The following is a 21371-nucleotide window of genomic DNA, read 5'->3' as shown; positions in this document are numbered from 1 at the left end:
ATTCGGGGCCCTCCCGCCGCCAAGTGTTGGAAAACATGGCGGGAGGATCCCATGCACAAACAGGCCCTGAGCGCGATCGAAGCGCGCGTCACCAAACCCTCGACCTCATATGAGACCATCAAGGTCACGCCGATCTCGCCCCTGATCGGCGCAGAAATCAGCGGCATCGACCTGTCCAGGGACCTTTCCAACCATCAGTTTGACGAGATCCACCGGGCCTTCCTCGAGCATTCGGTGGTCATCTTCCGCGACCAGAACCTGACCGCCGACCAGCACAAGGATTTCGGCCGCCGGTTTGGCAAGCTTCACGTCCACGCCCTGCAGGTCATCCGCACCGAAGGCCAGGGCGAGCACGAGCGCCTGGAGGTCAAGGCGACCCAGGCGTCGAAGTATGTGGCCGGCGAGGCCTGGCACACCGATGTCAGCTGCGACCTCGAGCCGCCCAAGATCTCCATGCTGCACATCGACACCATTCCCGAGATCGGCCTGGGCGGCGACACCCTCTTCGCCAACATGTACCTGGCCTATGACCTGCTGTCGGATCCGATGAAGGCCTTCCTCGAGGGCCTGACCGCCATCCATGACGGCGCCCTGCCCTATACCGGCGCCTATGGCTACAAGCCTGACACCCCCTTCGAGCGCCACGAGCACCCGGTGGTGGTCCGCCATCCTGAAACCGGAAAGAAGGTGCTGTTCGTCAATCGCGGCTTCACCTCGCACATCGTCCAGCTGACCCGGCAGGAGAGCGCCGACATCCTGGAAATGCTGTTCCGGATCGTCGAGATCACCCCAGCCATCACCTGCCGCATGCGGTGGACTCCAAACTCCATGGTCATGTGGGACAACCGCTGCACCCAGCACCACGCCCTGTGGGACTATTTCCCCTTAAGCCGTCACGGCTGGCGGGTCTCGGTGGTGGGAGAACGCCCCAGCGCATAACCGCTTGCGTTCCGCGCCAGTCGATCAACAATGGCCCCAAAATAAAGATCCCCCGGGAGGCCAGCATGCACGATCTCATCATCCGCAACGGAACCCTCGTTGACGGCACCGGCGCCCCGCCGGTCCTGGGCGACATCGCCATCGACGGCGACCGGATCGTCCAGGTCGGTAAGGTCACGGGATCGGCCCGCAAGGAGATCGACGCCAAGGGCATGGTGGTCACGCCGGGCTGGGTGGACATCCACACCCACTATGACGGTCAGGCCACCTGGGATCCCTTGCTGGCCCCCTCCAGCTGGCATGGCGTGACCACAGCCATCATGGGCAATTGCGGGGTCGGCTTCGCCCCCGTCCGCCCCCAGGACCACAACTTCCTCATCGAGCTGATGGAAGGGGTCGAGGACATTCCCGGCGCCGCCCTGGCCGAGGGCATTGACTGGCAGTGGGAGCGGTTCCCCGAATATCTCGACGCCCTGGAGTCCAAGAAGCGGGCCATCGACGTCGGCGTCCACGTGCCCCACGGCGCGGTGCGGGCCTATGTCCTGGGCGACCGCTGCAATACCGACTACGCCCCCAATGCCGACGAGATCGCCGAAATGGCCGAGCATGTCCGAGAGGGCGTCATGGCCGGGGCGCTCGGCTTCTCCACCTCCCGCACCCTGCTGCACAAGGACAAGCAGGGGATCCACGTCCCGGGCACCTTCGCCGGGTCCGACGAAATGCTGGCCCTGGGCCTGGCCATGAAGGGCCTCAGCCACGGCGTCTTCGAGATGGTGTCCGACCATCTGGGCGACGACGACGAGTGGTCCTGGGTCAAGGCCTTCGCCCAGGAGACCGGCCTGCCCGTCACCCTGGTCGCCACCTCGGCCGGCGCCTATGAAGGCAACAAGATGTACAACATCGCCGAGGAGTCCCGGCTCCAGGGCATGGACATCCGGCCCCAGATCGCCGGTCGCCCCACCGGGGTCCTGCACGGTCTGCAGTCCAACTTCCACGTCTTTGTCGGCCACCCGACCTATGCCAAGGCCGTCGCCCCCCTGGATCTCGAAGGCCGGGTCGCGGCCATGAAGCGCCCCGACATCCGCGCCGCCATCCTGGGCGAAGACAGCATGATCCGCTCGGCCATCATGGGCTCGGACATGACGGAATTCCTGTTCCGCATCTTCCCCCTGGGGGACAATCCGAACTATGAGCCCGACCGCGAGGCCAGCGTCTCGGGCATGGCCGCCGCCGCCGGGATCACCCCGCTGGAGATGATGTACGACCTGTTGATCCGCGAGGACGGCAAGGAGCTGTTTTACCAACCGCTCGGTGGCTACAACACCTACAACTTCGACTTCTTCCGCAAGAACATGCAGCACCCCAATGTGCTGTTTGGCCTGTCGGATGGCGGCGCCCACTGCGGGGTCATAGCCGACGCCGGCATGCCCACCTTCATCCTCACCTACTGGGCCCGGGACCGGGTCAAGGGCGAGCGTTTCCCCCTGGAATTCCTGGTGCGCAAGCTGACCAGCGACACGGCAAAAGCCTATGGCCTCAATGACCGTGGCGAGCTGAAGCCTGGCATGCTGGCCGACATCAACATCATCGACTTCGATCGCCTGCGCCTGTTCCGGCCCGAGGCGGTCCACGACCTGCCGGCCGGGGGCAAGCGCCTGGTCCAGCGGGTGGAGGGCTATCGCTATACGCTGAAGTCGGGCGAGGTGACCTTTGACGACGGGGAATTCACCGGCGCCCTGCCGGGAACCCTGGTCCGGGGCGGCCGGGAAGCACGAATTCTGGCCTGACCTGACCTAGCGTCGGGCTTGTGGCCGCGGCTGCGAGCCCTATTGTATCGACCAACGACCCATTCGAGACGACCGGAGAGACCCACATGGCGGATTTTGGCGGCGACGTTGAACTGGAAACCTTCCGCAAGGAAGCCCGCGACTGGCTGGAAGCCAACTTCCCCGAAAGCCTGCGCAGCAAGCAGGGTCTGGCCCTGGCCCTGATGGACGGCCCCGCCCCCACCGGCGATGTGGGCAAGTGGAAGGCCGCCATGGGCGCCAAGGGCTGGGGCACCCCCACCTGGCCGGCCCAGTATGGCGGCGGTGGTCTCTCCCAGGCCCAGGCCCGGGTCCTGCAGCAGGAAATGGCCGCCATCGGCGCCTTTAACCCGCTGATGGCCGGCATGGGCGTGACCATGATCGGTCCGACCATCATGGATTACGGCACTGAAGAGCAGAAGCAGAAGCACATCCCGCCCATCTGCCGCGGCGAGGTGCGCTGGTGCGTCGGCTATTCCGAGCCGGGCGCCGGGTCAGACCTGGCCTCCCTGCAGATGCGCTGCGTCGACATGGGCGATCACTGGCAGATTGACGGCCAGAAGATCTGGACCTCGGGCGCCCAGTATTCCGACTGGTGCGGCGCCCTGGTCCGCACCGATCCCTCCGCCAAGAAGCATGAGGGCATCAGCTTCATCCTGATCGACATGCATCAGGACGCCATCGAAACCCGGCCGATCAAGCTGATCGCCGGCGCCTCGCCCTTCTGCGAAACCTTCTTCACCGAAGCCACCGCCACCAAGGACGCCCTGCTGGGCGAGATCAACCATGGCTGGACCGTGGGCAAGCGCCTGCTGCAGCACGAGCGCGCCAGCCAGACCGGCGTCTCCATGGGCGGCAAGTCCACCCCGCTGCAGGACATTGCCCGCAAGTATGTGGGCGTCGATGAGGCCGGCCGCATTGCCGACGCCGACCTGCGCACCCGCCTGACCCAGCACCTGATGGATGCGAAGATCCACGGCCTGACCCTGGCCCGCGCCGTGGCCGAAGCCAAAGGCAATTCCAGCCCCGGCAACGCCGCCTCGGTCCTGAAGAACAGCGCCACCAATGTCTCGCAAACCCGCGCCGAACTGACCCTGGAAATCATGGGCGGTCAGGGCCTGGGCTGGGAAGGCGACGCCTTCGAAAAGGAAGAAATCGAAGCCGTCCGCGGCTGGCTCAGCGGCAAGGCCATGTCCATCTATGGCGGCTCATCCGAGATCCAGAACAACATCATTTCGAAGCGGATTTTGGGTTTGCCGGATACGACGCAGTCGACGTGAGGCGGTGTGCTCGCTCCCGGGTCAGATCATTTTGTTCTTGTTTTGTTTCACGTGAAACAGCTATAGATACAAGGCGATAGATTCATCGGAGGACGTTCACCCATGGGTGATGCAGGTCTGCTCGAACGCCGGAGGTCCATTCTCGCCGCCGCCGAAGCCCGGGGCCGCCAAGCCGCACGGACCGAGCCCAGGGCCATCCGCGCCCACTATGACCCTCAAGTTGGTCGGGTGGTGGTTGACCTGACCAATGGTTGCACCTTTGCCTTTCCGCCCAAGTTGGTTCAGGGGCTGGAAGGCGCCACCGACGCTGACATCGGCGCTATTGAGGTGCTGGGAGATGGCTATGGCCTCCACTGGGAGGGTCCTGACGTGGACATCTCCATCCCTGGGCTGATGATGGGTCTCTTCGGCGGCCGCAGCTACATGGCCCGCCGGGCAGGCCAGACCCGCTCCGCGGCCAAGTCCCAAGCCGCCCGCGCCAACGGCGCCAAGGGTGGACGGCCGCGGAAGGCGGGATAGGTCTCTTGCAGCACGGACGACTGGTCGAGTTCAATGCCCTGGATGCGTGCAGGTATCGGCGGCCGTATCAGGTGTTGGGGAATGCTGGAACTGTCACCGGATTTCCGGCCTGATCCCGGTCGCAGACGACCTCTACGATGTGCATCTGCAGGAATTGAGACAGGAAGGATTGATGAAATGAGTGGTCATCAGCCGTTCTCCAACCTCAAGAAGGGCTGGAGCCCCGAACGGCTCGCCGCAAACCTGGCCCGCAAGGCGGAGCTTGGGGCCGAAGTGGTCAGCCTGGAACAATTGCGGGAAGGCCTTGGCATCAGCCAGGAGGAACTGGCCAGCCTTCTGGAGGTTCAGCAACCGGCCATCTCGAAACTGGTCCGCCGCCCGGACATGAAGGTCAGCACCCTGCGCGACCTCATCGCCGCCATGGGCGGCGAGCTGCACATTACGGCGACCTTTTCCGATCGCTCCGTCGAGATTGGCAATTTTGCGGGCGGGTAAAGGTCAGGGGCGCAGTGAGGCTTTACGGGACCCGCTGCGACGTCGCAGATGGTGTCACAAGCCGACAAAACTAATGAATGCTGGACCTGCCAACTGAGTCGTATGGTTTTCAACAGCCCCGTCAGTATCGGTGAAATACTGGACCTGACACTCTATTCTTTGTAAGCTTGATGTGGGAGGATTCCCCGTGGGCGCTGCTCTGATCCAAACTGACAGCACGCTACCTAGTTTGCCTACCTTGTTGTCCTCAAGATTTTATCATCAACGTGGAAAAAATGATCGAATATTTTGGCGCTTTTAGCAATTCTGACAAGCTTGCCATTGTATTGTTCCTTATTTCTTTGATTGCGGCGGTTTTTATTTCGGGAATTTATTTTGCATTAGGCCGCGGGAAGATTGCACTTAGTTGTTATCAGAAATCCAATAGGATTATTGGCTCTCATCTAGGACAAATCTCAAGTGATTTAAGCGTTCTATACGATGGCGTCGAGATACCACGACTGACTAGAACCATAGCTGTTATTTGGAACAGCGGAAATACAGTAATCAATCGCGGAGATGTTGCTCAACTTTCGAAACTAAGGTTTGAAATGGAGAGTGGCGAAAAAATATTGAATACTGCAATTATTAAATATAGCAACGAAGTAAATGACGCCAATATATCGAGTTCTGAAAAATCACTCGACTTGGCATACGTTTCATTCGAATATTTGGCCAAGAATGAAGGTGTCGTAATAGAATTACTTCATACAGATCAGCGTAGTAATATTCCCTTGTTGGGAACAATAAAGGGAATGAAGAGAATTAGAAATATTTCAAGCCCATTAGATTTACACTTCTCACAGATTAGGGACATGTCTTTTATAGGCAAAGATAAGCCTCCCAAGATTTCTAGAACTACTGCAATGATTGTATTCTCGAATATTATTTTAGTTTTGGGACTAATTCTTGCCGCGACGGGGATTATATATTTGATTTCCGAGGCCGAGGTGGTGATGCAGGAAGTGTCTCCAAATAGTGACCAAGGAAAAGTTCTTGCGCTATCTGGGGTAATGTACATATTAATGTCCTTGTTCTTTCGCTATATATTCAAGATGCCATACCCAAGAACTCTACACTGTATGGAAATTGATTAGTATCATCTTAGGTGAAATTAATATCACCTATCCCTGCGTCGCAATAAATTGCCGCGCCGCCTTCACCCCGAATTTCGACCGCGCATAGTGCTGTGCGTCGGCTTCGGTCGAATTCAAGGCATCCTAGGGGATGGTGCTGTTCGCCCCCCGCGGCTTTTGAGAAAATCTACGGCGCTGGAATGAGAACTGGGGTTCCAACCCGATTGTCCGGGTGTCCCATGACAACGTCCATGGAAGACGGTTCGGGAATGGGCAGGCCCTCATCCGCCATGAGGGTGATGTGGCCCCGCAGGGCTTCCTGCCCCATCACCGCAAGTTCCGACAGATCAGAGCCGGCGGAAATGCAGCCCGGGAAATCGGGAAATGAGATCCCGAAGTCGCTGCCCTCATCCTTATGGATGATGCCGATATAGTATCGCACCGTCTGCACTCAGGATTTCAAATCCGGCCGCGACGCCAGAAATGCCGCCTTCTCCGCAGGCGTCAGCACCTTGGCCTTGGTCTGGCGGGAGACCTTGGGGGTGGGCGGGGCGAAGGTCTTGGAGGCCTGGGGGGTTCCGCCCTTGAGGTCGGACAGGCGCTTGGGGGGCGGCTTCATGGGCCTCTCCTGAGGGGACTCGGCGCGGTTCCGCCGGGACACGCCCTCATCGCAGAATTCTCAGCGGGCGGCCAGCATCATGCGTGCGGCCTTTTCGGCGATCATCATGGTGGGCGAGTTGGTATTGCCGGAGGTGATGGTCGGCATGACCGAGGCGTCGGCAATGCGCAGGCCCTTGACCCCCCGCACCCGCAGCTGGGCGTCGACCACCGCCATGGAGTCGTCGGCCCGGCCCATCCTGGCCGTGCCCACCGGGTGGAAGATGGTGGTGCCCAGGGCCCGGGCGGCGGCCAGCAGGTCGGCGTCGGTGCGGGCCTCCGGCCCCGGGCGGTGCTCCTGGGGCTTGAAGGCCTGGAGGGGCGCCTGGGCCACGATCTTGCGGACCAGTTTCAGGGAGTCCACCGCCACTTTCTCGTCCTGGGGGGTCGAAAGATAGTTGGGCTGGATGCGCGGGGCGGCGAAGGGGTCGGCCGAGCCGATGTGGATCGAGCCCCGGCTGGTGGGGCGCAGATTGCAGACGCTGACCGTAATGGCCGGGAAGGGGTGCAGGTCGTCGCCGAACTTGTCCAGGGACAGGGGCTGGACGTGGAACTGCAGGTTGGGGGTCTCGAACTCGGCCGAGGAATAGGCGAAGGCGCCGAACTGGGAGGGCGCCATGGACATGGGCCCCCGGCGCAGGGCGGCGTATTCCAGGGCCATCAGGGGCCGCCGCCACCAGGAGGCGTAGAGGGCGTTCATGGTCGGCACGCCGCTGACCTTGTAATAGGGCCGGATCTGCAGGTGATCCTGCAGGTTCTCGCCCACCCCCGGAGCATGGACCTTGCAGATCAGGCCCAGGGAGGTCAGGCGGCGGGCGTCGCCTATGCCTGACAGCTCCAGCAGGTTGGGGGTGCCCACGGCGCCGGCGGCCAGCACCACCTCGGCATTGCAGTAGGCTTCGAACCGCTCGCCGTCCTTCAGCCAGGCGACGCCCACGGCCCGGCCATTCTCGATGAGGATCTCGTTGACCTTGACGCCGGTCTCCACCTGCAGGTTCTGGCGGTATAGGACGGGCTTGAGGAAGGCGCTGGCGGCGCTCCACCGGCGGCCGTTCTTCTGGTTCACCTGGAAATAGCCGGCCCCGAAATTGTCGCCGCCATTGAAGTCGGGGACCAGGGGGATGCCGGCCTGGGAGGCGGCCTCGCCAAAGGCGTCCAGCACCTTCCACCTCATCCGGGGATGGTCGACCCGCCACTCGCCCCCCTGGCGGTGCAGGTCATCGGGCGGGGAGACATGGTCTTCCTGGTCGAGGAACAGGGGCAGGACATCGCCCCAGCCCCAGCCCGTGAGGCCTATCTGGCGCCAGGCCTCATAGTCCGCCGCCTGGCCGCGCATGTAGATCATGGCGTTGATGGCCGAACAGCCGCCCAGGACCTTGCCCCGGGGATAGTTCAGGCTGCGGCCGCCCAGGCCCGGTGTGGCTTCCGTCTGGAACATCCAGTCGGCCCGGGGATTGCCGATGGAGAACAGGTAGCCCACGGGAATGTGGAACCAGATCCAGTCGTCATTGCCCCCGGCCTCCAGGACCAGGACATTATTGCTCGGGTCTTCCGACAGCCGGTTGGCCAGGACGCACCCGGCCGAACCCGCGCCCACGACGATATAGTCAAACTGATCGCTCATGGGCGCGGTCTGGAGTTCCCTTAGAGGCTGGGGTTGATCAGGAACTTCTCGCCTGTGGCCTTGCGGTTGTAGGCGGCGATGGCGTCCAGATCCAAGGCGCCCTGAAGGGAGACCACCTGGGTGTAGTGGCTGGCGAAGGTGGTCTTGATCTCGGCGGCGACCCGGGCGCGCAGTGCGCCGGCGGCTTCTGCGCCGATCTTCATCAGGAAGGGGGTCAGCAGCCAGCCGCCCAGGCCCCACATCATGCCGAAGCTGCGGTTGAGCTCGGTCGGGCCGGTGTTGAGGCCGCCATAGATGTAGACCTGCTTGTAGGTGCTCGAGCCATAGCGGCTGTAGACCGTGGCGGTCTGGTTGGCGGCCGCTTCCATGCAGGTGAGGATCTGGCCGGCCAGCTTGCCGCCGCCGATGGCGTCGAAGGCCAGGGTGGCGCCGGCTTCCACCAGGGCCTTGGTCAGGTCTTCCATGAAGGTGGCCGAGCTGGAGTCGACAATGTGCTTGGCGCCGATCTTCCGCAGGATGTCGGCCTGGGCGTCATTGCGGACGATGTTCACCAGATCGACCCCGTCCATGAGGCAGATCTTGTTGAGCATCTGGCCAAGGTTCGAGGCGGCCGCAGTGTGGACCAGGGCCTTGTGGTTTTCCCGACGCATGGTCTCGACCATGCCGAGGGCGGTCAGCGGATTGACGAAGCAGGAGGCCGCTTCCATCGGGGTGACGCCGTCGTGCATGACCAGGCAGTCAGAGGCCCGCAGGGTGCGGTACTGGGCGTACATGGCGCCGCCCAGAACGCCGACCGTCTTGCCCATCAGGGCCTGGGCAGCGGGCGAACTGCCGGCCGCGATGACCACGCCGCCGCCTTCATTGCCCACGGGCATGGATTCATCGACCCGGCCAGCCATGGCCCGCATGAACTGGGGCGGCACGCCAGCGGTGACGACGGTGGATTCGCCCGAGCCTGTGGACTTTGCGGTGCTCATGTCAGCAGCGCCGACCAGGAGGCCCAGATCCGACGGATTGATCGGCGAGGCTTCGATGCGGACGACGACTTCATCGGGGCCCGGCTCGGCAACCGGCACGCGCTGCAGGGACAGTTCCAGCTCGCCGCTGGCCTTGATCAGGGACCGGAGTTGCAGGCCCGTGCTTTCGATATTGCCGCTCATAGTGTCTCTCCCAATGATTTTCAGCCGCCAGGGCCATTTCGGGACACTTCTACCGACCATTGTTTAACCTGTCTTCGGTAGAAACGCGGGGCGTGGCGCCTTGGTCCACACGCAGCATCGCGGTTCACCCGATGGTCCAGATCGCCTGCCTCCATACAGCCGAAAGCAATGTCGCCGTCTTCGAGGCGGCGCGGGTGAAGCTGGGCTGGCCGGAAGGCGCCCTTTCACACCTTGTCCGGCCCGATCTGCTGGCGGCGGCGGAGTCTGCGGGAGAGCTGACCCCGGCCGTGATTGACCTCACCCGCCGGGCCCTTTGCGACCTGGGCGAAACCGCCCCTTCGGTTCTGCTGACCTGCTCGACCCTGGGCCCGGCCATACCCGCCGAGGCGCCAAACCAGTTCCGGGCCGACAGCGCCCTGGCTGACCTTGCCGTGAAGGGTGGCGGCCGGGTTGTAGTGATCTGCGCAGCCCCCTCAACGCTCCAGGCGACAGGCGACCTCTTCAGGACCGCCGCCACAAGGACGGGCGCCGAGATCGACATCTGGTGGGTCGACGGCGCCTGGGACATGTTCAAGGCGGGCCAGCTGGACAACTACGAAGACACCATCGCCGCTGCCGCAGACCGGGCCCGGAAGGATGGCGTCACCAGCGTCGCCCTGGCCCAGGCCTCCATGGCGGGAGCCGCTGACAAGGTGCAGGTGCAGCCCCCGCCCCTCACCAGCCCGATGGCAGGCCTGCAGGCCGCCCGCAAGGTTGTCGCCCGACCCTAGATTATTGTTGCACTGATCGTGCCAATACTTCAGGCTCCCTCCCACAATCAGGGTCGTTTCGGACCCACCTGGGAGATGACCATGACGACCCTGCCCCGCATCGCCGCTGGCCTTACCTTTGCGCTCACCATGGCCGCCGCATCCTCGGGCCTGGCCCAGACCGCGCCCGACAGCCTGAAGGTGACCTTCTGCGGCACCTCGGGACCCCTGCCGGTCAGGGACCGCGCCAAGCCCTGTGTCGCCATCCAGGCTGGCGGCTCCCTCTACCTCGTGGACGTCGGACCGGAGTCTGCGGAAAACATCGGCCTCTATCGGCTGCCTGCGGCGACCGCCAAGGCGGTCTTCATCACCCACCTGCACTCCGATCACATCGGCGATCTGGGGGAGTTCAACAATAACAGCTGGGTGGCCGGTCGTTCCGTCGCCATGTCCGTGGTCGGCCCCGCCGGGGTGGACAAACTGGCCGCCGGGATCAACCAGGCCTATGCCCGGGACCACGGCTTCCGCATCGCCCACCACGAGCATGACGGAGTGAAGCTGCCGGTGGCCTTTGGCCTGCTGGCGCCCAAGGTCATCAGCATTCCCGGAGACCAGGCTTCGGGCAAGGTGCGCTCCAAGGTCGCCTGGACCGATGGCGACCTGACCGTGACGGCCATCGCCGTGGAACACAGCCCGGTCTCGCCGGCCTTTGGCTACCGGTTCGACTACAAGGGCCGCTCGGTGGTGATCAGCGGCGACACGAAGAAGTGGCCCCAGCTGGCCGAAGCGTCCAAGGGCGCCGATGTCCTGATCCACGAAGCCCAGAACTCAGACATGACCCGGATGATGGTCCGCGCCCTGGCAGGCGCCGGTCAGGGCCGGATGAGCTCGATCATGGACGACACCCTGACCTATCACACCACCCCGGTGGAGGCTGCCGAGACCGCGAAGGACGCCGGGGTCAAGGCCCTGGTCCTCTATCACCTGACCCAGGCTGGCCTGCCCTTCTTCACCGAGGCCAGCTTCACCAAGGGCGTGGACGCCGTCGGCTTCGCCCCCTGGAAACTGTCAAAGGACGGCATGACGGTGGAACTGCCGGTGGGATCGGCGGAGATCAAGTACGGGCAGTACTAGGGGCGGGATCCAAGTGTCCTGCGGGCGAAGGGCGGGGATGCTGTGAGAGTCAGTGGAGCAGAGATACGCACTTTGCAGATAGGTCCTAAGGTCAGCATCCTATTCCATACAGTGTCACCGTAACCCCGGTAAAAACTCCAAACCGGCGGACCCCATGGACCTCCATCATAGCATCGTCAGATGACATCATCATGGAACTAAGCCCGCCGCAGTCAGGGCCTGTACCATCCATACATCCGAACAATCCCGCTAGGTGGGGTCAGAACAGTGCTTACACCTGATCTCTAGCCAGTGGAGAATGAACGCGATTTAGCTGGTTAGTACGGCTGTAGCTCAGCTGATGATTTAAGGTAGAATGAAACCATGAACCTGCGCGCTGGCGAATTTCAGCTCATCGACCTCGCGAAAAAGAACGTCATTCTGGGAAAGAATGGGTGCGGAAAGAGCTTCCTGCTCAAGAAGATCGAAATCTCAAGTGATCTCGGTGAAGGGATTGGGAAGGTACGCTACATTAGCCCGGAGCGCGGGGGCGTGCTCCAATATGAGCCCAACATCGAAGTAAGCCTCCGCCACAATCCAAGGTGGATGGAAGAGAACAGGCGGCAGAATCAGTCCTCCAATTTCCGAGAGCAGAGCGCAGTGCTGTTCCGGCGGCTGGAACTTCTGAAGCTTCGTGAAATCGATGAGGACCGTACGAAGCCAAGATTCGGAGTGGTTCTGGAAAAGTTGAACGTCCTCTTGGATCGCGTTCAGATTGAGCTTGATCCAACTAAAGCCTTTAAGATTATCGTCCGCGAAACCGGCGCTGAAGCGCAGGCGACTGACATAAGCAGCGGTGAGTCCGAACTAATCTCGCTCGGAATTGAAATCCTATCTTTCGTGAGCGAAGCGCAAGCAGGGAAAGAAAACGTGCTCTTGATGGATGAGCCCGATGTCCATCTTCACCCCGATCTACAGGATCGTCTGACGCGCTTCATGATCGAGGCGCTCGCTGATCAACCCATCACACTCGTCGTGGCGACACACAGCACACCACTTCTCGCAGGCCTAGCCACAGATCCTGAAACACGAATGGCTTTTAAGCGGAAGGACATTTCCGCGCTCACGTTCAGACCTGTTACGACCGTCGACCGTGAAATTCTGCCAATCTTTGGCGCACACCCACTGTCGAACGTATTCAACCAGGCACCCATTCTAATCATCGAAGGGGAAGACGATGAACGGGTGTGGCAGCAGGCAATTCGGTCGAGCGGGGGACGCGTTCGCGTATTTCCGTGTGTCGCTAGCAGCATCAATCAGTTCGCCCAATTTGAAAGCGAGGTGAATGGGCTAATCGATGCCGTCTACGACGACGCGAAGGGATACTCTCTTCGGGACCGCGACTTGCAACCTGAAGCCATTGATGACCTTGGACACATTATTCGAATGCGCCTCGGGTGCCGTGCCGCCGAAAACCTGATGCTGAGCGATGAAGCTTTGGCGCTGGCTGATACAGATTGGCCGACTCTTCAGGAGAAAGTGCGCAACTGGTGCGAGTCTAAAACAGGCCATAAATACCACGCCCATATGCAGGCTTTCATCGAAGGCGGGTTCGATCGCAAAGGCCACGATCTGAAAGAAATTCGGAATATTCTCGTAAGCGAAATGACCAACAAGCCTTGGGAGGTTCTTTGCGGCCAAGCCATCGCGACGCTGGCACAAAGTGGAGGCCCTGCGGCAGAAGGATCACTGCGGGATTTTCTCGGTGAAAAGGCGTCTACGCAGATCCTGCATCTTGCGGACTAAACACCGTAGTTGATCGCTCTCCGAACCGCCCCTACGTGAGCCGCGTTGCTAAGATGGTCGTCGAAATTACGGCGACACTGTACGAATTAGAAGTCCGCACGGGCAGACAGGGCCGGCCATCGAAGGTCAGACCTAGCCCCTAGTGCCCAAACTCCTCCGACCAAACGCCAGCAGGACAAGCAGGGCCGCCTCGATCACCATCGGAGGTACAAGCTCCGGACTGACCCCCTGGACGGCCAGGTTGAGGCAGCGTCCCGCGAGGGCGGCGGCGATCAGGAGCAATGGCGCCAGGATCAGGGCCCGGTCATTCTTCCAGGCGGCGAACAGTGAGAGCCCGCCCGTCACGGCGAAGAAGCCGGCAACGTCGGCGCGAATGGTCGCGAGGCCAAGGGAGCCTACAGGCGTCAGGCCCAGCTTCAGACCCGTGGCTTCGGGTTGCAGCAGCAGTCTGGTTGCGACCAGAAGGCCCAGCAGGCCGGCAATTCCGACCAGTCCGCGAATGATTGTCCGGCCCATGGTGAAGGCTCCCGATTGATTGTGACGCGCCTTATGTCACAATCTGATCGAGAGCCCAAGCCGGAGCGCGCCAATGACCCTGACCTATGACCTCTACTGGTCCTTCCGCTCGCCCTATTCCTACATGATCACCCCGCGGCTGGTGGCCCTGGAGGCCGAGTTCGACGTGGTCTGCAATGTGAGGCCGGTCTATCCCCTGGCGGTGCGGACGCCGGAATTCTTCGAGACCCGCGATCCCCTGTGGTTCAGCTACTTCCAGGCCGACATCCACCGGGAGGCGGAATTCCTGGGCCTGCCCTTCCGCTGGCCGCGGCCGGATCCGGTCTATATGGACCGCGAGACCCGGACCTATCCCAAGGACCAGCCGCACATCCACCGCCTGACCCGCATGGGCGTAGCGGCGACCGAGCGGGGCAAGGGCCTGGCCTTCCTGAACGAGATCAGCGCCATGATCTGGGGCGGCTCGATCGACAACTGGCATGAGGGCGATCATATCGCTGACGCCATCCGCCGGGCCGGTCTCGACCCCGCTGACATCTTCAACGCGGTCGATTCAGACGCCGATCGCCTGCACCAGATCATCGAGGTCAACCAGGTCGACCAGCGCAAGGCCGGCCACTATGGCGTGCCGATGATCGCCTTCAATGGCGAGCCCTTCTTCGGCCAGGACCGCTATGACCAGTTCCGCTGGCGGCTGGGCCAGCAGGGCCTGCAGCCGCGGACCTAGAGCACGCCGCGATAAGTGGGAACCGGTTATCGCGACGAGCGTGCTCTACTTGTTTGGATAAGAGCGCAGTTTTACCCTTTAGACGGTTCCGTCTAAAGGGAACGCGCTCTAGGGAACCGGCGGGTCGGTAAAGGAGCCCGCCGCCAGAACCACCGCGTCCGGCGTCGCCAGGATCTGCTCATAGGCCTTGGGCGGATAGGCCATGTGCGGCATGGCGGGATCATAGGGCGGCTGGGGCACGGGGCTTGGGCCTGTATAGGCCATGGGCGCCTTGAACCGTTCGGCCTCAGCGTCGGAAATCCCGGCCTTGGCCAGGACGGCCGGGTCGACCCAGTGGGCAGGGTCCATGAGGGTTCCAGGCGTCGCCACCTCCAGGGTCATCTGGTCGGGCCCCGCAAAATAGATCGACTTGCACATGCCGTGATCGATGGGGCCGATGACATTGACCCCATGGCTGCGGATGCGGTCGCGCAGGGCGATCAGGTCGGCCTCGGTGTCAGCCCGGAAGGCCAGATGCTGCAGGGTGCCCGGCGCGCTGACGCCGGCGCCGGTGCCCGCATGGGTCACGCCCACCTCGATGGGGATGTCGTCGACCTTGGGCAGCTGGACGATAGAGAAATAGCTGTGGTCATTCATGCGCAGGAAGGCGTGGAGGCCGCCGGGCACGCCGTGCATGTCGAACAGGGCGACCAACGGGCAGCCCATGACCTGCGAGAAGAAGTCGATATGCTTCTTGATATCCCCGGCCATGAAGGCCAGGTGATGGATGCCGGTGGGATGCTGGCTCATGGTTCCTCCCCTGTCTTTGACGGTGACAATAGCCTCTGGACGGCCGGCGGCATATGCCTGAGTCTTGGCGCCAATAACCTTCAGGGGAGGAATGCCGATGAGCGTGGTGCGCGAGCCCTATGGCTTTGTACATGCCGACAACACCCGGCTGAAAGAGGTCTATGGCGGACCCTCGGGCCAGGTCTTCGTCGAGTGCATGCGCATCCGGCCCGACGACGTGGAGTCAAAGAGCGTCATCCTGTTCAGCCACCCGGTGGGCGGTGGATCCTTCCTGCCCCTGGTCTCGGCCCTGGCCCATGCGGGCCGCCATGTCATCTATTGCAACCCGCGCTATCGGGGGAATGACACCGCCCTGATCATGGAGAAGTGCGTCCTTGATCTGGGCGCCTGCATTGCCGATCTGAAGACCCGGTTTGGCTATGAGAAGGTCATATTGGGGGGCTGGTCCGGCGGCGGATCCCTGTCCCTGTTCTATCAGGATCAGGCGGAGCGCCCGACCCTGAAGACCACCCCGGCGGGGGACGAGGTCGACCTGACGGCGGCGGGTCTGATCCCCGCCGACGCGGTCATGTTGCTGGCCGCCCACATCAGCCGGTCGGTCACCATGACCGAATGGCTGGACCCGTCGATCCTGGACGAGGACCGGCCCTTCGAGCGGGACCTGGAGCTGAACATCTACGATCCCGCCTGTCCCAACCAACCCCCTTATTCCGACGCCTTTGTCGCCCGTTTCCGACAGGCCCAGATTGACCGCAACCGCCGCATCACGGCCCGGGTGAAGGCCGAGCTGGCGCAGATCCAGGCCGGGCCGGACCCGGACGCCGAGCGCTGTTTCGTGACCTATGGCACCATGTCAGACGTGCGCTGGATGGACCCGACCCAGGACCCTTCCGACCGCAAGCCCGGGACCTGCTATCTGGGCGATCCGCGGATCGTCAATGACGGGCCGGTGGGTCTGGGGCGCTTCTCGACCCTGAGGTCCTGGCTGTCCCAGTGGAGCTATGATGAGAGCCGGGCCAATGGCCTGGTCAATGGGGCGAACATGTCCTGCCCGGTCCTGGTGATCAACAATACCGCCGACCTGGCCTGCACACCCAGCCACGCCCAGCGCCTGTTCGACGCCGTCGCTTCGCAGGACAAGACCCTGGTGCACATCGAGGGGGCCGACCACTATTACGTCGACCGCCGTGACCTGCTGCCCAAGGCCTGCACGGCTGTGATCTCCTGGCTGGAAGCCCGGGGCTTCTAGAGTTTCACTGGGCCGTATAGCCGCCGTCGATCACCATTTCGCCGCCGGTCATGAAGCTGGACTCATCGCTGGCCAGGAAGACCACGGCGTCGGCGATCTCCCGGGGGACGCCCAGCCGGCCAATGGGGTGACGGTTGATCAGCATTTCGCGCCGCTCATTGGCGTTTTCGGCGTTTCGCAGGATGCCGGACACCAGGGGCGTATCAATGAAGCCGGGATGGATGGAATTCACCCGGATGCCCAGGGGCGCCCATTCCAGGGCCGCGGCCTTGGTCAGCATCAGGACCCCGCCCTTGGACGCGCAATAGGCGGCCGCACCGGGGCTGGCGACCTTGCCCATAATCGAGGAGAGATTGATCACGGAACCGCCCCTCTGGCCTGCAGCTATAGCCGGTCCGCAATAGCGGAGGCCCAGGAAGACCCCATCCAGATTGACCGCCAGGGTCTTGCGCCAGCCCTCCAGGCTGTGGGTCATCAATTCCAGCCCGGTGATGGCTATACCGGCATTGTTCACCAGGATGTCGAGACGGCCGAAGGTCTCCATTGTGCGGGCGACGACGGACTCCCAGTCGCCTTCCGAGGTCACGTCATGACGGAGGAACAGGGCCTTCCCGCCATTGGCCAGGATTTCGTCGGCCAGATCCTGACCTGCGTCCTCCGCCAGATCGGTCAGGACAACACTGGCCCCTTCCCGCGCCAATCGCCTGGCGGACTCCGCGCCCAGCCCTGAAGCGCCGCCTGTCACCAGGGCGGTCTTGCCCGCCACCCGTCCGCTCGCCATAGCCTTGTCTCCCCCTGGATTTTTCCTCTGGCAGGCAGACTAGGACAAATCCACGCCAGAGAAAGGGAGAGAAACTATGGCCCCGTCGGTTGGCGCCTAGCCTGCCGTAGGAATGAGCTCGAACTCCACCGGCGGCACGTTGAGGATCTTGCAGAGACGCAGGACAATGTCCCTCTCGGCCTCATCGAAACCTCCGTCCGCGGCCGCCACGCCACAGGCTGTGGCGACCAGACGTCTGGCGGCGAGCGGATGGCTGCGAAGCTTGGCCACCGCCGCCTCGGCGTCGCTGCGGGCAAGTTCGGCGTCGCGATCGAACAGGTCGATCAGCTGGTCGAAGGCGTCCAGGGCTTCATCGGGCCCGAAAATCGCCAGATCCTCAATGGCGCAGAATCGCTCGGTAAGCTTGCGCCGCTCCTCCACGGTCACCCAGCCGTCTGCGTGGGCCACCAGGGCGCAGGCCCCGATGATGGCGTCAAACTGGATCGCGTCTCCGGGTGTCCAGGCCTCTTTCAGGAGGCTGCGGAAGTCGGGGCGATAGCGATGGTTGCGATTTGGCATTCAAGCTCCTCAAGTATCAACTTGAGGCGGCTGGTGATCGTATTCCGGGCCGCCTCTGATGACAGGGAGGTCAGGCCCTTGGGATTGTAAGGCCCGATACATCCCTGGCGGTCCGACATCACGCATCGCCATGTTGACGACGCGCCAGAGGGGCCCGGCCCGCGCACCAGAAATGGGAAGGAAGGTTTCGCCTTCAAGGGATGGCGCCAAAGAAAGTTCAGCCAGCCGGGATTTTCATCCTGATACGGATTATGCTGCACCAATTGCTGCGCAGCATTTTCCGGTCAGAATGCGCCGAAACACCAAGCCAGGATCGACTTCTGGGCGTGGATACGGTTTTCCGCCTCGTCCCAGATCAGGCTCTGCGGACCGTCGATGACGTCATCCGTCACCTCTTCGCCGCGGTGGGCCGGCAGGCAGTGGAGAAAGACGCTGTCCTTCGCCGCCAGTCCCATGAGACCGCTGTTTACCTGGTAGGGCTCGAGGGCCTCCATGCGCTGGTCATGATCCACATCGCCCATGGAAACCCAGGTGTCGGCGATGACGCAGTCGGCGCCTTCGACGGCTTCCCGGGGATCATGGGTCGTATGAACCCTACCTTGCTGCTCGCTGGCGCGGGCCAGATCCATCAGGTCCGGGAAGTAGAGCGCCGGCGCCGCGATATTGAACCGGAAGCCCAGCTTGGGTGCAGCATGGATGAAGCTGGCGCAGACATTGTTGCCGTCGCCCACCCAGGCCAGGGTCTTGCCACTGATCGGGCCCCTGTGCTCCTCGAAGGTCATGATGTCGGCGATGATCTGGCAGGGATGCCCCTTGTCAGACAGGCCGTTGATCACCGGAACGGTGGAGCCATAGGCGAGGCGCTCCACATCGTCGTGATGGTTTGCGCGCAACATGATGGCGTCGACCATGCGCGACAGGACCCGGGCGGTATCCTCGATGGTCTCACCACGCCCCAACTGCATGTCCGAGGCTGTGGAGATGATCACATCTCCACCCAGCTGGCGCATGGCCGCATCGAAGGAGAACCGGGTCCGGGTGGAGTTCTTCTCGAAGATCATGGCCAGGGTGCGGTCCCGGGCCGGCGCATCGGGATCTACCCTGCCCTGGGTCCAGCCCTTTCGGGCGGCCTTGCGGGCGTGGGCGTCATCCAGAATGGCGCGCAGGGTCGCCCCGTCATGGCGCCAGAGATCGAGGAAATGTCTCACGGGCTGGGTCATGAAAACCCTCCATTCACCGCCTGCCGCAGGAAAGCCCGGCAAGGGCGGGATCGTTCATTCGGATCTGGAAGTCCCGGCTTGCGCCGGGACCTGGGATGGATAATCAGGCGGCCTTGGCTGCGGCGCGGGCGGCTTCGCAGGCGCGCTCGATCCGGCTGACGGCGTCACGGGCCTCGTCGAGGGTGAGGGTAAGCGGCGGGAGAAGGCGTACGCAGTTGTCGCCGCCGCCGGCCAGCAGCAGGTGCTGGTCACGGGCATGCTGCATGAACTCGCGGTTGGGCGTGCCCAGTTTCAGACCGATCAGCATGCCGCGGCCGCGGACATCCTGGACAACGTCCGGGAAGCGTTCCTGCAGGCCGGCGAACTGCTGGCGGAAATAGCCCGAGACCTCGTTCACATGGGCGAGGAGCTCCGGGGAGTTCAGCTGCTCCATGGCGGCAAGCCCCACAGCCATGGCCAGGGGGTTTCCGCCATAGGTCGACCCGTGGGAGCCGACGCTCATGCCGGACGCCGCCTCTGCAGTCGCAAGACATGCGCCGACCGGGAAGCCGCCGCCCAGGGCCTTGGCCACAGTCATGATGTCCGGCTCCACCCCGGCCCATTCATAGGCAAAGAGCTTGCCGGTCCGGCCAAGGCCGCACTGTATCTCATCGAGGATCAGCAGGACGCCGGTTTCATCGCACAGCTGACGCAGGCCGCGCATGCAGGCGTCGGGCAGGGCGCGGGCCCCGCCTTCCCCTTGCACAGGCTCGATGATGATCGCCGCCGTGGTCGGGCCAATGGCCGCCTTGAGGGCCTCATGGTCGCCATAGGGCAGCTGGATGAAGCCCGGCATTTTGGGCCCGAAGCCCTCAAGGTAGGACGCATTGCCCGAGGCGTTCACCGCCGCCAGGGTCCGTCCGTGGAAGGAGCCCTCGAAGCCGATGATGTCAATGCGCTCGGGCTGACCCTTGGACCAGTGATACTTGCGCGCCGTCTTGATGGCGCACTCAACGGCCTCCGCCCCGGAATTGCCGAAGAAGACAACGTCGGCGAAGGTCGCGTCGGTCAGCACCTTGGCCAGCTTTTCCTGGCCGGGGATCGTGAAGATGTTCGACACGTGCCAGAGCTTTTCAGCCTGGTCCTTCACGGCCTGAACCAGTTTGGGATTGGCATGCCCCAGGGCGTTCACGGCGATGCCCGCCATGCAGTCGAGGTATTCCTCACCGTCCACAGTGAAAAGGCGCGCGCCTTCGCCTCGTTCGAACGCCAGCGGGGTGCGGCTGTACACGCCCATGATGTGGTCGTCAGGAACGGGCGCCGAAGCGGTCTTTTCAGTCACGGGAGTAACCCTCCGAAATCAAGCGTCCCCGCCGCAGGGCGACGGGGACTGGAAGGCTTGGCGTTTTCGTCTCAAGCAACCCCTCTGTCAACAAAGACGAGGGGCTGTCATCAAGACTTTATCTTGTAGCCGGTCTCGAACATCCACAGGCAGATGCTGGTGAAGGCCACGATCAAACCTGCGGTCATGGCGACGCCGACAAAAAGTGAGCCCTCCGCGTGGCCGATGAAGCCGTAGCGGAAACCGTCAATCAGATAGAAAAACGGATTGAAGTGGCTGGCCGACCTGAAGGGCTCTGGCAGGCGCTCTACAAGATAGAATGTTCCGGACAGAAAGGTCATGGGCATGACGATGAAGTTGGTGACCACCGCCATATTGTCGAACTTCTCGCTCCACAGACCGGCCATGATGCCCAGCAGACCCAGTATGGTCGCGGCGCCCAGCCCGAAATAGAGCACGGCCCAGGGATGTGTGATGGGCAGGTGGGTGAAGGGCGCCACCGCCAACCAGGTCACTGAGCCCACCAGTATCCCCCGGGTCGCGGCGCCAAGGGCGAAGGCCGCCACGTGCTCGGGCGGGGTCAGGGGCGGAGTCAGGAAGTCACCGATCAGCCCATTCATCTTGGCCTGCAGCAGGCTGGAAGACGAATTGGCGAAAGAGTTATTCAGTATGGACATCATGATCAGGCCCGGCGCCACGAAGGTTCCGAATTCTACGCCATGGACCGGCGGTCGCGCCCCCTGGGCGGCGACCACAAAGACCATCATGTAGAGCAGGGAGGTGACCACAGGCGCCGCCAGGGTCTGCATGCCCACCTTCCAGAAGCGCATGACTTCGCGCCGATAGAGGGTGCGGAAGCCCGCCCAGTTCACCCCGTGATAGTCCCGGGGTTGCGGCGGAATGACTGCGGCGGCGGGGGTGATGTCGGTCATGGATCTGATTTGCCTC

21 protein-coding genes are annotated in these 21371 nt (G+C 62.7%); 11 read left to right on the top strand and 10 right to left on the bottom strand.

Annotated elements, in window-relative coordinates; translation table 11 throughout:
- Positions 1-51 precede the first annotated feature (51 nt).
- The 6 genes from CFE28_04815 to CFE28_04790 all read left to right on the top strand — a co-directional run bounded on the left by CFE28_04815 (position 52) and on the right by CFE28_04790 (position 6174).
- On the top strand, positions 52-939 hold the full coding sequence (locus CFE28_04815) for a taurine dioxygenase (protein ID OYU69382.1): 888 nt from the start codon (positions 52-54) through the stop codon (positions 937-939).
- A gap of 65 nt (positions 940-1004) precedes the next feature.
- Positions 1005-2726: an amidohydrolase gene (locus tag CFE28_04810; protein ID OYU69381.1), complete on the top strand. Its 1722-nt coding sequence runs from the start codon at positions 1005-1007 to the stop codon at positions 2724-2726.
- 86 nt (positions 2727-2812) lie between these two features.
- Complete coding sequence (locus CFE28_04805; protein OYU69380.1) at positions 2813-4024, top strand: acyl-CoA dehydrogenase; 1212 nt, start codon at positions 2813-2815, stop codon at positions 4022-4024.
- A gap of 102 nt (positions 4025-4126) precedes the next feature.
- The gene (locus CFE28_04800) at positions 4127-4543 is read left to right on the top strand and encodes a hypothetical protein (GenBank protein OYU69379.1); all 417 of its coding nucleotides are present in this window, start codon (positions 4127-4129) and stop codon (positions 4541-4543) included.
- A 177-nt stretch (positions 4544-4720) separates the two neighbouring features.
- Positions 4721-5038 (top strand): transcriptional regulator, encoded by a 318-nt coding sequence (locus tag CFE28_04795; protein ID OYU69378.1) that lies wholly within the window; start codon positions 4721-4723, stop codon positions 5036-5038.
- A gap of 905 nt (positions 5039-5943) precedes the next feature.
- Positions 5944-6174 carry a hypothetical protein gene (locus CFE28_04790; GenBank protein ID OYU69377.1) on the top strand — a complete coding sequence of 77 codons (231 nt, stop codon included), beginning with the start codon at positions 5944-5946 and terminating at the stop codon, positions 6172-6174.
- 166 nt (positions 6175-6340) lie between these two features.
- Here the strand turns inward: CFE28_04790 and CFE28_04785 are convergent, their stop codons facing one another.
- The 3 genes from CFE28_04785 to CFE28_04775 all read right to left on the bottom strand — a co-directional run bounded on the left by CFE28_04785 (position 6341) and on the right by CFE28_04775 (position 9582).
- Positions 6341-6604: a hypothetical protein gene (locus CFE28_04785; GenBank protein ID OYU69376.1), complete on the bottom strand. Its 264-nt coding sequence runs from the start codon at positions 6602-6604 to the stop codon at positions 6341-6343.
- Between the two features lie 228 nt (positions 6605-6832).
- The gene (locus CFE28_04780; protein ID OYU69375.1) at positions 6833-8434 is read right to left on the bottom strand and encodes a choline dehydrogenase; all 1602 of its coding nucleotides are present in this window, start codon (positions 8432-8434) and stop codon (positions 6833-6835) included.
- Between the two features lie 20 nt (positions 8435-8454).
- Positions 8455-9582, bottom strand: coding sequence for an NADH oxidase (locus CFE28_04775; GenBank protein OYU71558.1), 1128 nt, complete (start codon positions 9580-9582; stop codon positions 8455-8457).
- Positions 9583-9725: 143 nt separating this feature from the next.
- On the opposite strand from CFE28_04775, the gene CFE28_04770 reads away from it, so the two are divergent.
- From CFE28_04770 to CFE28_04760, 3 genes are all read left to right on the top strand, one after another.
- Positions 9726-10364, top strand: a complete 639-nt coding sequence (locus CFE28_04770) for an Asp/Glu racemase (protein OYU69374.1) — start codon at positions 9726-9728, stop codon at positions 10362-10364.
- Between the two features lie 75 nt (positions 10365-10439).
- The gene (locus CFE28_04765; protein OYU69373.1) at positions 10440-11477 is read left to right on the top strand and encodes an MBL fold metallo-hydrolase; all 1038 of its coding nucleotides are present in this window, start codon (positions 10440-10442) and stop codon (positions 11475-11477) included.
- A gap of 363 nt (positions 11478-11840) precedes the next feature.
- Positions 11841-13262, top strand: a complete 1422-nt coding sequence (locus CFE28_04760) for a hypothetical protein (protein OYU69372.1) — start codon at positions 11841-11843, stop codon at positions 13260-13262.
- 132 nt (positions 13263-13394) lie between these two features.
- Here the strand turns inward: CFE28_04760 and CFE28_04755 are convergent, their stop codons facing one another.
- A complete protein-coding gene (locus tag CFE28_04755; GenBank protein OYU69371.1) occupies positions 13395-13778 on the bottom strand; it encodes a hypothetical protein in 384 nt (127 codons plus the stop codon).
- A gap of 73 nt (positions 13779-13851) precedes the next feature.
- On the opposite strand from CFE28_04755, the gene CFE28_04750 reads away from it, so the two are divergent.
- On the top strand, positions 13852-14505 hold the full coding sequence (locus CFE28_04750) for a disulfide bond formation protein DsbA (GenBank protein OYU69370.1): 654 nt from the start codon (positions 13852-13854) through the stop codon (positions 14503-14505).
- Positions 14506-14613: 108 nt separating this feature from the next.
- On the opposite strand, the gene CFE28_04745 is transcribed toward CFE28_04750, so the two are convergent.
- Positions 14614-15294 carry a glyoxalase gene (locus CFE28_04745; GenBank protein ID OYU69369.1) on the bottom strand — a complete coding sequence of 227 codons (681 nt, stop codon included), beginning with the start codon at positions 15292-15294 and terminating at the stop codon, positions 14614-14616.
- A gap of 97 nt (positions 15295-15391) precedes the next feature.
- Between CFE28_04745 and CFE28_04740 the strand changes: the two genes are divergently transcribed.
- Positions 15392-16543 (top strand): alpha/beta hydrolase, encoded by a 1152-nt coding sequence (locus tag CFE28_04740; GenBank protein OYU71557.1) that lies wholly within the window; start codon positions 15392-15394, stop codon positions 16541-16543.
- 4 nt (positions 16544-16547) lie between these two features.
- Here CFE28_04740 and CFE28_04735 read toward each other — a convergent pair whose 3' ends face one another.
- From CFE28_04735 to CFE28_04715, 5 genes are all read right to left on the bottom strand, one after another.
- The gene (locus CFE28_04735) at positions 16548-17324 is read right to left on the bottom strand and encodes a short-chain dehydrogenase (protein ID OYU69368.1); all 777 of its coding nucleotides are present in this window, start codon (positions 17322-17324) and stop codon (positions 16548-16550) included.
- 96 nt (positions 17325-17420) lie between these two features.
- Positions 17421-17882 (bottom strand): tellurite resistance terb, encoded by a 462-nt coding sequence (locus CFE28_04730; protein OYU69367.1) that lies wholly within the window; start codon positions 17880-17882, stop codon positions 17421-17423.
- Between the two features lie 284 nt (positions 17883-18166).
- Positions 18167-19102, bottom strand: coding sequence for an ornithine carbamoyltransferase (gene argF, locus CFE28_04725; GenBank protein ID OYU69366.1), 936 nt, complete (start codon positions 19100-19102; stop codon positions 18167-18169).
- A gap of 103 nt (positions 19103-19205) precedes the next feature.
- Positions 19206-20378, bottom strand: coding sequence for an acetylornithine transaminase (locus tag CFE28_04720; protein OYU71556.1), 1173 nt, complete (start codon positions 20376-20378; stop codon positions 19206-19208).
- Between the two features lie 155 nt (positions 20379-20533).
- Positions 20534-21355 (bottom strand): multidrug ABC transporter permease, encoded by an 822-nt coding sequence (locus CFE28_04715; protein OYU69365.1) that lies wholly within the window; start codon positions 21353-21355, stop codon positions 20534-20536.
- Between the last annotated feature and the right edge of the window lie 16 nt (positions 21356-21371).

It is taken from the genome of Alphaproteobacteria bacterium PA2 (assembly GCA_002256425.1).
In the GTDB taxonomy this organism is placed as follows: domain Bacteria; phylum Pseudomonadota; class Alphaproteobacteria; order Caulobacterales; family Caulobacteraceae; genus Phenylobacterium.
The sequence above is the reverse complement of the archived record's forward strand: the minus strand, read 5'-3'. Positions and strand labels throughout refer to the sequence as shown.

Excerpts from the sequence above, each read along its gene's own strand:
- CFE28_04750 (OYU69370.1), top strand. The coding sequence starts at position 13,852 with ATGACCCTGACCTATGACCTCTACTGGTCCTTCCGCTCGCCCTATTCC.
- CFE28_04770 (OYU69374.1), top strand. The coding sequence starts at position 9,726 with ATGGTCCAGATCGCCTGCCTCCATACAGCCGAAAGCAATGTCGCCGTC.
- argF (OYU69366.1), bottom strand. The coding sequence starts at position 19,102 with ATGACCCAGCCCGTGAGACATTTCCTCGATCTCTGGCGCCATGACGGG.
- CFE28_04800 (OYU69379.1), top strand. The coding sequence starts at position 4,127 with ATGGGTGATGCAGGTCTGCTCGAACGCCGGAGGTCCATTCTCGCCGCC.
- CFE28_04810 (OYU69381.1), top strand. The coding sequence starts at position 1,005 with ATGCACGATCTCATCATCCGCAACGGAACCCTCGTTGACGGCACCGGC.
- CFE28_04765 (OYU69373.1), top strand. The coding sequence starts at position 10,440 with ATGACCATGACGACCCTGCCCCGCATCGCCGCTGGCCTTACCTTTGCG.
- CFE28_04805 (OYU69380.1), top strand. The coding sequence starts at position 2,813 with ATGGCGGATTTTGGCGGCGACGTTGAACTGGAAACCTTCCGCAAGGAA.
- CFE28_04815 (OYU69382.1), top strand. The coding sequence starts at position 52 with ATGCACAAACAGGCCCTGAGCGCGATCGAAGCGCGCGTCACCAAACCC.
- CFE28_04780 (OYU69375.1), bottom strand. The coding sequence starts at position 8,434 with ATGAGCGATCAGTTTGACTATATCGTCGTGGGCGCGGGTTCGGCCGGG.
- CFE28_04760 (OYU69372.1), top strand. The coding sequence starts at position 11,841 with ATGAACCTGCGCGCTGGCGAATTTCAGCTCATCGACCTCGCGAAAAAG.
- CFE28_04715 (OYU69365.1), bottom strand. The coding sequence starts at position 21,355 with ATGACCGACATCACCCCCGCCGCCGCAGTCATTCCGCCGCAACCCCGG.
- CFE28_04720 (OYU71556.1), bottom strand. The coding sequence starts at position 20,378 with ATGGGCGTGTACAGCCGCACCCCGCTGGCGTTCGAACGAGGCGAAGGC.
- CFE28_04730 (OYU69367.1), bottom strand. The coding sequence starts at position 17,882 with ATGCCAAATCGCAACCATCGCTATCGCCCCGACTTCCGCAGCCTCCTG.
- CFE28_04795 (OYU69378.1), top strand. The coding sequence starts at position 4,721 with ATGAGTGGTCATCAGCCGTTCTCCAACCTCAAGAAGGGCTGGAGCCCC.
- CFE28_04740 (OYU71557.1), top strand. The coding sequence starts at position 15,392 with ATGAGCGTGGTGCGCGAGCCCTATGGCTTTGTACATGCCGACAACACC.
- CFE28_04745 (OYU69369.1), bottom strand. The coding sequence starts at position 15,294 with ATGAGCCAGCATCCCACCGGCATCCATCACCTGGCCTTCATGGCCGGG.
- CFE28_04755 (OYU69371.1), bottom strand. The coding sequence starts at position 13,778 with ATGGGCCGGACAATCATTCGCGGACTGGTCGGAATTGCCGGCCTGCTG.
- CFE28_04790 (OYU69377.1), top strand. The coding sequence starts at position 5,944 with ATGATTGTATTCTCGAATATTATTTTAGTTTTGGGACTAATTCTTGCC.
- CFE28_04735 (OYU69368.1), bottom strand. The coding sequence starts at position 17,324 with ATGGCGAGCGGACGGGTGGCGGGCAAGACCGCCCTGGTGACAGGCGGC.